12 protein-coding genes and 2 pseudogenes are annotated in these 11,968 nt (G+C 58.2%); 7 read left to right on the top strand and 7 right to left on the bottom strand.

Annotated features, from left to right (window positions below):
• Positions 1-77: 77 nt before the first annotated feature.
• Positions 78-1,040, top strand: a complete 963-nt coding sequence (locus LOY55_RS14040) for an ArdC family protein (RefSeq protein ID WP_258668106.1) — start codon at positions 78-80, stop codon at positions 1,038-1,040.
• Between the two features lie 137 nt (positions 1,041-1,177).
• Here the strand turns inward: LOY55_RS14040 and LOY55_RS14035 are convergent, their stop codons facing one another.
• Positions 1,178-1,375 (bottom strand): hypothetical protein, encoded by a 198-nt coding sequence (locus LOY55_RS14035; RefSeq protein ID WP_044269227.1) that lies wholly within the window; start codon positions 1,373-1,375, stop codon positions 1,178-1,180.
• Between the two features lie 223 nt (positions 1,376-1,598).
• Between LOY55_RS14035 and mobH the strand changes: the two genes are divergently transcribed.
• From mobH to LOY55_RS14015, 4 genes and pseudogenes are all read left to right on the top strand, one after another.
• The gene (mobH, locus tag LOY55_RS14030) at positions 1,599-3,323 is read left to right on the top strand and encodes a MobH family relaxase (RefSeq protein WP_258668103.1); all 1,725 of its coding nucleotides are present in this window, start codon (positions 1,599-1,601) and stop codon (positions 3,321-3,323) included.
• A gap of 216 nt (positions 3,324-3,539) precedes the next feature.
• Positions 3,540-3,881: a helix-turn-helix domain-containing protein gene (locus LOY55_RS31180; RefSeq protein WP_408980983.1), complete on the top strand. Its 342-nt coding sequence runs from the start codon at positions 3,540-3,542 to the stop codon at positions 3,879-3,881.
• A gap of 251 nt (positions 3,882-4,132) precedes the next feature.
• Positions 4,133-4,654: pseudogene (locus tag LOY55_RS14020) on the top strand (IS21 family transposase); the annotation flags it as partial.
• Positions 4,634-5,140 (top strand): glycine betaine ABC transporter substrate-binding protein, encoded by a 507-nt coding sequence (locus LOY55_RS14015; protein ID WP_258668322.1) that lies wholly within the window; start codon positions 4,634-4,636, stop codon positions 5,138-5,140. The pseudogene LOY55_RS14020 and the gene LOY55_RS14015, both read left to right, overlap by 21 nt.
• A 544-nt stretch (positions 5,141-5,684) precedes the next feature.
• Here LOY55_RS14015 and LOY55_RS14010 read toward each other — a convergent pair.
• Positions 5,685-5,828: pseudogene (locus LOY55_RS14010) on the bottom strand (Tn3 family transposase); the annotation flags it as partial.
• A 189-nt stretch (positions 5,829-6,017) separates the two neighbouring features.
• Between LOY55_RS14010 and LOY55_RS14005 the strand changes: the two are divergent.
• Positions 6,018-6,590, top strand: a complete 573-nt coding sequence (locus tag LOY55_RS14005) for a TetR/AcrR family transcriptional regulator (protein ID WP_258668102.1) — start codon at positions 6,018-6,020, stop codon at positions 6,588-6,590.
• Positions 6,587-7,558 carry a DMT family transporter gene (locus tag LOY55_RS14000; protein WP_258668101.1) on the top strand — a complete coding sequence of 324 codons (972 nt, stop codon included), beginning with the start codon at positions 6,587-6,589 and terminating at the stop codon, positions 7,556-7,558. The genes LOY55_RS14005 and LOY55_RS14000 overlap by 4 nt, the downstream gene beginning before the upstream one ends.
• Before the next feature lie 580 nt (positions 7,559-8,138).
• Here LOY55_RS14000 and LOY55_RS13995 read toward each other — a convergent pair.
• The 5 genes from LOY55_RS13995 to LOY55_RS13975 are packed head-to-tail and all read right to left on the bottom strand — an operon-like array spanning position 8,139 to position 11,947.
• The gene (locus LOY55_RS13995; protein WP_258668100.1) at positions 8,139-8,873 is read right to left on the bottom strand and encodes a lipoyl protein ligase domain-containing protein; all 735 of its coding nucleotides are present in this window, start codon (positions 8,871-8,873) and stop codon (positions 8,139-8,141) included.
• Positions 8,870-9,574: a 2-oxo acid dehydrogenase subunit E2 gene (locus tag LOY55_RS13990; protein WP_258668099.1), complete on the bottom strand. Its 705-nt coding sequence runs from the start codon at positions 9,572-9,574 to the stop codon at positions 8,870-8,872. Before LOY55_RS13990 ends, LOY55_RS13995 begins: the two co-directional genes overlap by 4 nt.
• 5 nt (positions 9,575-9,579) lie before the next feature.
• Positions 9,580-9,813 carry a lipoyl domain-containing protein gene (locus LOY55_RS13985; protein WP_258668098.1) on the bottom strand — a complete coding sequence of 78 codons (234 nt, stop codon included), beginning with the start codon at positions 9,811-9,813 and terminating at the stop codon, positions 9,580-9,582.
• A 4-nt stretch (positions 9,814-9,817) separates the two neighbouring features.
• The gene (locus LOY55_RS13980) at positions 9,818-10,843 is read right to left on the bottom strand and encodes an alpha-ketoacid dehydrogenase subunit beta (RefSeq protein ID WP_258668097.1); all 1,026 of its coding nucleotides are present in this window, start codon (positions 10,841-10,843) and stop codon (positions 9,818-9,820) included.
• A gap of 24 nt (positions 10,844-10,867) precedes the next feature.
• Positions 10,868-11,947, bottom strand: coding sequence for a 2,3-butanediol dehydrogenase (locus LOY55_RS13975; protein WP_258668321.1), 1,080 nt, complete (start codon positions 11,945-11,947; stop codon positions 10,868-10,870).
• Positions 11,948-11,968 lie beyond the last annotated feature (21 nt).

The raw sequence follows: 11,968 nt of genomic DNA, 5'->3' as shown, positions 1-11,968 counted from the left end.
TCAATCCAACCATCACCCACCGGGGAACCCTCCCCGACGGGCAAGGCGTTCCTCCGTTTTCTCTCGAGGAAAATGCCATGCGCGATATCTACCAAGACGTGACTGACAAGATCGTTACCGCGTTGGACCAAGGCGTTGCCCCCTGGATCAAACCCTGGTCCTCAAGTGGCTCAGCTGACGTCGGTCACCATCAACCCTTCCCCATTAACGCCATCACGCGTCGCCCCTACTCGGGGATCAACTTACCGTTGCTCTGGGCCGAGGCGAGGTCGCAGGGATTCACTCAAGATCGTTGGCTGACCTTCAATCAAGCCAAAAAGGCCGGCGGGCACATCCGTAAGGGTGAGCACAGTGCCCTAGCGGTGCTCTACAAGCCGATGGAGCGCGAGGAACAGACCGAGTCAGGCCAACCGGTCCTCGATGAGAACGGTCAACCCAAGGTCGCTCACTTTGGCATTCTCAGGACGCATTTTCTGTTCAACATCGAGCAAACGGAGGGGCTAGAAACGTTCAACGAAACCTTGCTCGAGACGGACCCGACCGATCCCTTCCTGGCCAACAGTGCTGCGGAAAATCTGCTGTTAAGTTCAGGCGCACACATCGTTCATCGATCTGCCGACGAAGCCTTTTACCACCCGATCAGGGATCTCATCCAACTGCCGACAAAAGCGCAATTTCACGATGAAGGTGGGTACTACGCCACCGCACTTCACGAGCTGACACACTGGACCGGGCATCACGCTCGGTTGCAGCGCGAAGGCGTGACGTCACCCTGTTCGTTCGGCTCGCCAAGCTACGCGTTTGAGGAGTTGATCGCCGAAATGGGCGCTGCGTTCTTATGTGCCTACACCGGTATACAGGGAGAGCTGCGGCACGAGGGTTACATCGACTCCTGGCTCAGCCTGCTCAAGGCTGACAAACGCGCGATCTTCCGCGCCAGCGGTCACGCCCGCAGCGCCTCGGAGTATGTACTCAACTTGGAGCAGCAACTGAAGCAAGCCGTCGTGGATGACTCGCTGTGCATGAACGATGGAGCTTGATCGTTATCTCACCACTGCAAACGCTTCACAGGGCCCAACGCGAGTTGAGCCCTTTTTTCTGTTCCCTGAAAACAGACGACATCACGCCGCGGGCCCCTCACGCAAAGAACAACAGAGGGGCGCACACCCGTAGCATGTCATTCCGTATCCAGGTTCTGCGCCAGAAAATCCACCAGATCGAGCGGGCTCCGACTGTCGATCACCTTGTAGATCAGATCGCGCTTGCTGCGTGGCAACTTCTTGACCACGCTCTTCGCCGAGGCCCTGACAGCTTCGTCGGTCCCATGGATACGTGCCGCGAGCAGCAGCACGAGCGTGGCATCAGTGAGGTTCATGGCAAGTCCCAAAAAATAGGCACCGCAGTCTACCGACTCTTTTCTTTGCCGTACCAGCCCTCCAACAAAATGATGGCGAGCAGTATCAATATTCCGATTGCCGCACAAAAGGACACGCACCAAAAGGATCGGTAAGGGTTGTAAGGGAATGGGGAGTCAAGGGTAAGAGCCCTATCCGAAAAGGCTAAAAGGCCACTGACCCAACCATTTCCCGGAGGTCCTGATGCTCAGTCTGTTTCGCCACAAAAGGCAGAAGCCTCCTCCACCACCGACCGTGAGCGTCGCCGAAGGTTACCTGCCCATCGAGTCGGCCCAGAGCTTGTTAGCCGCGGAACACCGCCGCCAGCTGCTCGATCGCATCTGGCAGTACACCGCCCTCTCCCACGCGCAGTTCATCCAGCTCTATTTAAATCCGATCCATCGCTACGCCGAACGGGTCCAGCAACTCCCGGCCAGCGAGACGCACCACCATGCGTATCTCGGCGGCATGCTCGACCATGGTCTGGAGCTGGTCGCTTGCAGTTTAAAACTGCGTCAGTCGTACCTGCTTCCGACCGGTGCGGCGCCCGAAGACCAAGCCGCCCAGACCGATGCCTGGTCGGCTGGCATCGCCTATGGCGCCCTGCTGCATGACATCGGCAAGATCGCCGTGGACCTGCTGGTCGAACGCCAGGATGGCCGTGTTTGGCATCCTTGGCAGGGCTCCCTGGATCAGCCCTACCGTTTTCGTTACCTCAAGGGTCGGGATTACCATCTGCACGGCGCCGCCGCAGGTTTGCTCTACACCCAGATTCTCGACCGCCCGATCCTCGATTGGCTCAGTGGCTTTCCGTCGCTCTGGGCCAGCTTGCTGTATGTCTTGGCCGGTCAGTATGAACGTGCCGGCGTGCTCGGCGAGTTGGTTATTCAAGCCGACCGCGTCTCCACCACACAGAACATTGGCGGTAACCCAAGCAAGGCGCTGCAGGCCCCTATCCATTCGCTGCAACACCATTTGATCAGCGGACTGCGTCATCTGGTTCAACACGAGCTGAAACTCAACCAGCCAGGTGCCGCGGGCTGGCTGACACACGACGCCCTCTGGCTAGTCAGCAAGGCAGTCACGGACAAGCTACGAGCTTATTTGCTTTCACAAGCGATTGAAGGCATTCCCTCATCCAACATTGCCGTGTTCGACGAACTCCAATCGCATGGATTGGTTGAGTCGACACCGGAAGGCAAAGCCATCTGGACTGCGCTAGTGGCGCAGGGAGACTGGCAGCAGAGCTTTACCTTTCTGCGCCTTCAACCGGCGTTGATTTGGGGAAGCGAAAACCGCCCCGCCGCTTTCCGCGGAACGGTGAGCGTTGCACTCGATGACAATCAGTCCAACGCTTCGGTATCACCACCAGCCCCCAAGGCAGCCAATACAGAATCGCGTCAAAGCAAATCGCAGCCAGATGCCATGGCGCTGGAGGATGCCGACTACCTCGGCACGCTGCTGGACATGTTCGAGTCGGGGGAGCCTGAGGCCAGTGATGCACCGTCAGAAAGCGCTCTCGAAACCTCACTCCCTCCTTCGGATAACCCTGGCCAGGCGTTTCTGAATTGGGTCAAAGAAGGCATCCTGAGCCACAAGCTGATCATCAATGACAGCAAGGCCAAAATCCACACGGTGAGTGGCAGCGTATTTCTGGTCACGCCGGGACTTTTCCAACGCTACGCGCAGGAGTTTCCTGGTATCTCTCAAGGGGCCGATCAAGGGATTGAAGAATGGCGTTGGGTGCAGAAGCAGTTTGAGAAATTGAAGGTCCACAGAAAGCGAAACAACGGTCTGAATATCTGGGTATGCCAAGTGCAAGGTCCCAGGAAGAAAACGACCTTGAAGGGTTACTTGATTGCGGAGCCGATATCACTTTTAGAATTGATACCTCCAGATAACCCATTTCTCGCACTTGATGAGGGGTGAGTATGTATCTATCGTGGGGCTTGGCGCGAAAGCGGGCCACCCCCTATCGCAGTCACAACTTTGCCGCTATAGCCTTCAATCTTTTACTTTCGCGTGCGACCTTGATCTGTGCCTTCCCCTCTTTACTTACTCGAATCGAGGTAGCGTATTGAATGATGGCGTCATAAGCCTGGCGATCTCAAGGAGCAAGTGCAACACCTGATGTAAGGTGTTGCCATGTCTACCCAATACAAACATTTGAGTACCGAGGAACGCGTCACCATTATGGTGATGCTATTTCAACGGCAGTCGCTGCGAGCTATTGCCGCTTTGCTTGGCCGTCACCCCAGCACCATTAGTCGTGAGATCAAGCGCCCCCCTTGCAGCCTTACTATGACGCCATCCAAGCCACCAGGAGGGCTCAACAGCTTCGACATGTGCTTCGCCGTCAGCGGCGCTTATCTCCAGACTCAGAGCTGTTTCAAGTGGTCGTCGAAATGCTCCGCATTGGCTGGTCACCGCAACAAATTGCCCGCAGACTATGCAGTATCTAGCCCGGCCAATCCGAGCGACATGTGAGCCACGAAACTATCTACCTCGCCATCGATGGTTATCCACGCGGCGAGCTGAAACGCCAGCTGATCAGTTATCTACGCCAGGCTGACGGTAAACGTCCGAAGCGAACCCAGAGCAATGTGCGTCGAGAACGCTACCCTGCGCAGCTGAGTATTCACCTGCGCTGTTGCCCCTGACCGAAAACTGACCCAGGTGTTCAACTGCTTCTGCTCAATTTTTGAGCGGGAGAACACAGGGCGATCAGCATGGAAATGATGGGCAAAATTCGGCGCGTGTATTTTCGCGACAAGCTGTCGCTGCATCAGATAGCCAAGCGTACCGGGCTGTCGAGAAAGACCATCCGAAAATGGGGCAGAGCACCCGAAGCCACTCAGCCGGCGTACCTGCGGTGCGCAACCTTCAACAAACTCAGTCCATTTCACGAGACGCTGGAGCAGGCGCTCAAGGCCGATTCCTTCCGGGCAAAGCACAATCGGAGGAGCGCCAAAGCACTCTTCGAACAGATCAAGGCCGAGGGTTACGACGGCGGTTACCGCCAGTTCACCGCCTTCATACGCTCGTGGCGCGGTGAGCAAGGCAAATCGTTTCGGGCCTTCGTACTGCTGACCTTTGCACTCGGCGAGGCCTTTCAGTTCGACTGGAGCGAAGAAGGTCTGCTGATCGGCGGCCTGTTTCGACGCATCCAGGTCTCCCACATGATGCTGTGCGCCAGTCGCGCATTTTGGTTGGTGGCGTATCCCAGCCAAGGCCACGAGATGTTGTTCGATGCCCATAGCGGTGGCATTTCCTCGCTGAGAAAAAAGATCAAGGAAAACCTCTACAGCCTGGGTGACTTCCAGTTGGTAGAGTCCAGTGAGACGGCGATGCGCATGCAGGTTTCGCGGGCGATCAGGCGCGAGAAAGCGATCCTGTTCCTAGGCTGGGCTCCGCACCCGATGAACCTGGATTTCAAGATGACCTACCTTTCCGGAGGGGATCAGGTGTTCGGCCCCAATTATGGCGCCGCGACGGTCTATACCGTGACTACGCCCGACTATGCCCAGCGCTGCCCGAACGCAGCGAAGCTGATCAGCAACATGAAGTTTGACGTCCAGATGGAAAGTGAACTGATGATGGGCATTCTCGACAAGAAAGATCCGCTTCAACTGGCCAAGGCCTGGATCACTCGCAATCCGCAGTGGCTCGACCCGTGGCTGGATGGACTGACCACCTTTGACGGCAAGGATGCCAAGGCTGCCGCGCAGCAGTACTTCGGACTTTGATGAAGCGCTGCGCGCCCTGAAGCTCACCGAGAGGCCCTTGCGCAGTGGCTGAATGGTCATTCTGCCCAGAGTTGACGATGCGTCATAAGCAAGTCTACTACCTGCTGACGCAGCGCCAGAAAGTGCTCAGCAGTACGGCACGCCGATACATCGAATGGTTGACCGACGAAGCTCGACGTCCCGCGGCATGAAATGTGCCCCGCAAGTTTGCGGGGCACATTTCAAACATTTATTTCATCTGAGCAAGTTCAATTTGGTTCATATCAGGCGGCCTCATCGGTGGAGGAGTTGACGCGTTTGTGCAGAGCGCTGTAGCGCTCTCGTGGGCCGTCAAGGTCGATGTAGCAACCTTGCAAGTGACGGTGACCTTTACCTTCAGTGGCTTGGCCAACCGCTGGAAGCCGAGTTCACGCGTGGTAATCTGCACGAGCCTACGCAGCTATTTGCGCTTTCGCGCCATGCGAGGCGACGATACCCGTGGCCTCGCCGCTACGCCACCAAGCGCGAAAGTCCGACAGCCCGAACGGCAGCAATCCAAGATACCGAAATACTTCGGGTTGGGACCGGCATGCGCGGTGCGCACCGGTACGAGGAAGCGCATGCCTTCGACGGAGGCCACTTCGCCGCCGTCCCATACATGAGCCAGCTCCAATTGGCTCTGCGCAGCCACCAGAATGGCGTTAGCTGCTAACCACGCTGGTGTGGGGGCGCTTAGCTAGCGTGGCGAACTTCCTGATTGGCCAAGTCCTACGATTTACTGCGGCGTTGGCACGTTGCGGTCTGTGTCGTAATGGCCATGATTCAGGTCGTATTTGGATTCGCCTCAATCTTACCGGTCAGTATAGTCAACTCCGTCCCGATGCCGGAGTGCCTTAACATGGACAATACCCGTGAGCGCTTGATTGATTCAGCGCTGAAGCTGTTCCTTTCACAAGGCGTACACAGTACTGGTGTGATGGCCATCGCCATGTTGGCGGGTGTTACCAAGATGACGCTCTACAGTCATTTTCCCTCCAAGGATGCGCTGATAGTGGCTTGCCTTGATGAGCGTGACCGACGCTGGCGCAAAGAGGTAGCGCGCGCCTTGGCGAAGCACGCTGACCCGGTCAGTGCCATGCTCGCGTTTTTCGATTTGTATCAACGCTATCTTTTGCGAGATAGCGGGCGCGGGTGCCTGTTCGTCAACAGTGCGGCTGAATTCCCCGAGTTCAGCCACCCTGTGCATTTGGCAGTGAGCCGGCATAAGCAAGGGATACGCGAAAGTCTCGCCGCGTTGGCCATGAGCGCCGGTGTACGCGACCCTGGCGTCGCTGCTGAGGGATTGTTTATCTTGCTGGAGGGCAGTTTTGTCAGCGGTGCCATGGGCCAGGACGTGCGGGTGTTCGACACTGCCCGGCACGTAGCTCATTGCTGGATCCGGAAGCAGGGCCAGGAGGAGCAGAGCGTATGACCCTAGGCTTATTAGCGGCCATTGCCGCCACTTTTTCCTGGTCGCTGCTCTACATCTTTCCGGGGCTAGTCGGCGATTACAGCCTTTTCGATTTGGCGGTGGTGAGTTACGCCTTTGCCGGTTTAGGTAGCCTGCTAGTGCTGTTTGTTTACCGTAGCGAAGTGCGGCAGTTGCGACTGAGCGACTGGGCCTGCGCCGCACTGCTGGGCTTCTTAGGATACATCGGCTACTTCTTCCTGATCACCACTGCGGTCTTGGCAGCTGGGCCGGTGATCCCTCCGGTGATGATGGGGTCAGTACCGATCGTGCTCGCGATTGCCGGCAATATGCGAAGCTCCAGCGTGCCCTGGCGCGCCATTGCCGGGCCGCTGGTGGTGGCGGCATTGGGCATAAGTTTGGTCAACCTGAGCGTGTTTGATTTTAGCAGCGCGACGGTTGTGCGCCCGGCAGCTTCGATACTGCTTGGGCTGCTCGCATCGTTGCTGGCAATCGGTTTTTGGACTGGTTTTGGCCTGTTAAATGAAAGTGCTTTGGCTCAACGCCCAAACATGTCCCCCATGCTGTGGTCTGCCATGCTGATCTTCATGTGCAGCGTCGAGATGCTGGCCTTCGTCCCAGTTGGGCTTTACCTGAAGCTGTCCCACTTCGCCAGCCATCCGAGCGGGTTAGCAGGTACTCAGGCGCTGATAGTCTGTGGGTTAATTCAGGGGTTAGGGGCCACCCTTGCCGGTGCCTGGGCATGGTCAATCGCAACTCGGCGCCTACCTCTGGCTCTCAGCGGGCAATTGATCGCCAGTGAAACCCTTTATGCGACTGCACTGGGCCTGCTCATCAACCAACGCTGGCCCTCTCCTATGGAAGCGCTTGGGACAGGGTTGCTATTTGTAGGGGTGGTGTGGGCTATTCACGCCTTTTATCGCAGGCAAGCACGCCTCGAGACGCATGGTGGGATAACTGACCTTAGCTAAAACTAATGCGACTGTGCCGGTATGGGCATTTCAGGTGTCCACTTTTTGGATTGATTTGGCGTCATTGCCCTAGGTGCTGGGATCAGGAAGGTGTGTTGGACGGACGGTTACGCTCTACGGGAGGCCCATCCATCAGAAATTGACGTCCATCCGTACATACACACCGATAATTTCAATCCCCAGGCTATAACCTTCTATCGACCGATAGATGCCGTCTTGCGATGTTGCGACCTCGTGCAATACGAGGCCGAAATCTTATAGGATGGCTGGCACTGCCCGGAGAGGCTCGGAACCTTATTCCCCCAATGGCCCTGCCTTCAGGCCAACCTTGAAAAACTTTACGATGCGATGCGTAACGGGGAGTTGCCCTATCAGGCCGTTGAAAAATTCAGCCCTAACTTCCCCAACCCGCCAAGCTTGAAGTTTTTCAGCCTCTCAGGCTTGGCGTTGCCCTTTAGCTGCCGCGGCGAGAGGCGGAAAATAGCCAAAAGCGGACGCGTTCCTAACGTCCGCGACGGCTAGATGTCTTAAGGAAATCGACTCGTCCTCAGCCTTTTTCGCTCAGGCACCAACGAGGAGGTCAATAAAGGGCTTTCAAATTGCCAGATTCCTTTCTGGGTGACCAAGCCTCCCAAGGCAACTCAAACCAGTTCGCAAGGCTTTGCGCTGTATCCCAAGTAGAGGTCAACCACTCATCCAGAGCCACGTGACTGGAAGCGCGGCACCGTTGCTCCAGACCGCAACTCTGGTAGAAACGATTGACCACATCGACCATAGGCTCACGCTGGTCTTCAAGCAGGATCGCCCCATGGACCAGGACCACCAGTCGGTTATCTGCTGTACGGCGGCACCAACGCTGGGCCGTCCCCACCAGCTTGCGTCGGGCCAGGGTGACATTGAACCGGCCGTCACAGAATGCTCCTGGGACCTCACCGAGGCCCGGCAGCAACCCCATGCCACGCAACCACTGGCAGATGGGCTCGCAGAGTCGTAAATATGCGGTTTCTATTCGCGCCTGTTCGTCATCTTCCAGTGGCACGACATAGGCCAAGGCTACATTGAGTACCGCCGATGATTGCGGCACCGGCTCGCCGCCCGTGTCGCGCAATGCAATCGGCCAGCCCAGGGCAGTACAGCTGATATCTGCCGCCGTGAACCCCGCAAGCCTGCTCAGCCTGCGTGGCATCACCAAGGCTGAGTCGGAGGGTCGCCATAGCAGCAACCCCCACTCCTCCTCTCCGGCGTACACACGGTCGAGCAACTGCCGCTCAGCCTCCAGGCCGGCCTCGATACTGAGGCGCCAGATCCTGCTCATGACGGCTCTACCCCTTCGATTCGCTGGCACAGATCATCGAGGAAGTCTGCGGCAGGAGCACCGTTCACGGCCCGGTGATCAAAGGTCAGCGAAAGACCCATGAAGTCGCGCTCTGATAACGAACCATCGGCACCTCGTTGCAGGCGACGCTGGATGCCTCCCAGCCCGATAATGGCCACCTGAGGGACATTGAGGATGGGCGTGAAAAAACGCACCCGCGACAGCCCCAAGTTGGTCACGGTCACCGTGGCACCCGTTAGCTCCTTCACCGAGAGCTTCCCGGACAGTGCCTTGTCCACCAGGGCCCGGCGTGCAAGCGCCAGGCCCTCCGCATCCAGTTGGTCAGCATCAAACAGTGCGGGCGCCACCAGCAGGTCGTCCGGCAGCGGGATCGCCAGACCAAGATGCACCGAACCATGCCGCGTGATTTGGTTATCTTGCAGGGTTGCATTGAGTCCCGGATGGTTCTTCAGGGTACATACGATCTCAAACAGCAGCAGGTCATGGAGCGATACCTGGCTACCCGCAGCCTTTAGCTCCGCCCGTTTCGCCTGCAGGATGGTCAACTCGCATTCAGCATGGTGAGTTAGTTGCGCTGCAGTCTGCAGGCTTTCGCTCATCTTCGCAGCGATCATTTTTCGCATGCCTTTCAAGAGCACGGTGCTACCGGAGCCGGCAGCAACATTCTGTATGTGCCCCATGGCTCTCACTCCACTAACCCGATGGTCGCGCCTTTGACAACCACCGCGTCTTCTTCTTCGAGGATTTTCAGCACGCCGGAAGCCGGCGCCTCGATCTCAAACTGGGCCTTTTCAGACATGATTTCTGCCACCAGGTCGCCTTGGCCAACTTCGGCGCCATCACTGACCAGCCAGGAAGTGATTACGGCTTCGGCGTCGCCTTCCCAGAGGTCGGCGGAAATCAGGATTGGATTGGACATGTTGTTATTCCTCGTTCTTCAGGTTCTGGTAGGCCGCAACGATCTTTGCGGCAGATGGCAGCGCCCATTGCTCCATGGGCGGCGTGAAAGGAATCGGTATGTCGGGGAATGCCACCCGTTGCGGGCGCGCCTTGAGCATCCCGATGTCGTGCTCGACGACGCTGGCGATGATTTCGCCGCTCACACCGAAGCTGTGGTAGTCCTCGTCGACAACGATGAGTCGGCCGGTCTTGCGCACAGAGGCGATGACGTGCTCACGGTCCAGCGGCACCAGACTGCGCAGGTCCACTACTTCGGCGCTGACGCCCTGCTGCTCCAACTGCTGGGCAGCGCGCAGCGCGTGATGCACGCCGGCACCCAGACTGACGATGCTCACGTCTCGGCCTTCGCGGACCGTCTTCGCCTTGCCGATTTCGACGGTATAGGGATCCTCCGGTACGGCCACCGTCGCGCCCTTCTCGGTACCCAGCCAGCCCATGCCCTGGAGCGACTTATGGAACAGGTAGATGACCGGGTTGTCATCGCGAATGGCGGCAGTCATCAGGCCCTTGGCGTCGTAGGCGTTGCTCGGAACCACCACCTTCATGCCTGGCAGGTGAGCGAAGGTGCCGTAAAGGCACTGCGAATGCTGCCCGGCGTCGGAGTAGCCGGCACCGGTGGATGCCATCAGCACCATGGGCACGCTGACCTTGCCGCCGGAGAAGTAGGTGTTCTTCGCCATCAGGTTGTAGATCGCGTCCATACAGACGCCGAAGAAGTCGACGAACATCAGTTCGACAATCGGACGCATGCCGTCAGAGGCTGCGCCCACGGCCGCGCCGATGAAGGCGGTTTCCGAGATAGGCGTATCACGAATGCGCGCGCTGCCGAATTCTTCATGCAGGCCACGGGTGTTGCCGAACACCCCGCCGAGCTGGCCAATGTCCTCGCCCATCACGAAGACGCGTGGGTCGAGGCGCATTTCCTGGGCCATCGCCTCGGCCATGGCGCGGGCGATGGTGAGTTTGCGTTCTTTGATTGCTGCAGACATGTCTCATTTCCTCCGTCGATGGGATCAGTGACGGGCAGCGGCAGGCGCGGACGTCCTGACGATGATCTTCACGTTCTGGTCCTTGTTGTTCACCAGCTCCTCGAACCCTTGCTCGAGGATGTGTTCCAGCTCGATACGCCCGGTGATCAGCGGCGTAACGTCCAAGCGGCCGTCGGCGATCAGAGCGATGACATCGGCGAACTCACCGTTGTAGGCCAAGGCACCAATAACCTGCTTCTCGGTGGCGACGATTTCGAAAAAGTTGAATTCGCTGGGCTCCTCGAAAATGCCCACCATCACGCAGCGCCCGCCCTTGCGAATGACATCGATAGCCAACTTGGCGGTGGCCTTGTGGCCGATGCACTCGAAAGAAACCGCAGCACCATATCCATCTGTCAGTTCGCGCACCGAAGCGATGGCATCGCACTGGCTGGGGTCGAGCACCTCAGTGGCCCCCACCTCCAGCGCCTTCGCCTTGCGCGCAGTGGACATTTCGAGCGCGATGATCCGGGCCGCGCCAGCGGCACGGGCGCACATGATGGTGCACAGACCGATGGTTCCAGCGCCGACTACCACCACTGTCTGGCCGAGGAGGCTGCCGGCCTTCTTCACCGCGTGCATGCCAACTGCCAGAGGTTCGACTAGCGCGCCGGCCTCTGCAGGGAAACCTTCCGGCAGGAGGTACAGCAGATTGGCCGGGATGTTGACCAGTTCAGCGAACGCGCCGTTGTTCATCAATCCGGTGAAGGCGAGCTTCTCGCACAGGTTGTATTGGCCCTGCTGGCAGAACCAGCATTGGCCGCAATGCTGACAAGCATCGGCGGCCACGCGCTCACCTACTGCAAAGTTCTGAACCCCCTCACCCAGGGAGACAATCTCGCCACAGAACTCGTGGCCGAGAATGCACTGCCCTTTGAGGCCAGTGAGTGGATGGGCGGTATCAGTGGGAATGAATACCGGCCCGGCCAGGTATTCGTGCAGGTCCGAGCCACAGATGCCGCACCAATCCACACGGATTTGCACCCAGCCCGCCTGAGGTTGCGGCGGGCAGGCAACGTCCTGCAGGCGGATGTCGCGTCGGCCATGCCAAACTGCAGCCTTCATCGTCGGTTGTCGGTACATGTC

It is taken from the genome of Pseudomonas sp. B21-040 (assembly GCF_024748695.1).
GTDB lineage: Bacteria > Pseudomonadota > Gammaproteobacteria > Pseudomonadales > Pseudomonadaceae > Aquipseudomonas.
Note: the sequence above shows the minus strand (reverse complement) of the source record. Positions and strands in the feature narration are given on the sequence as shown.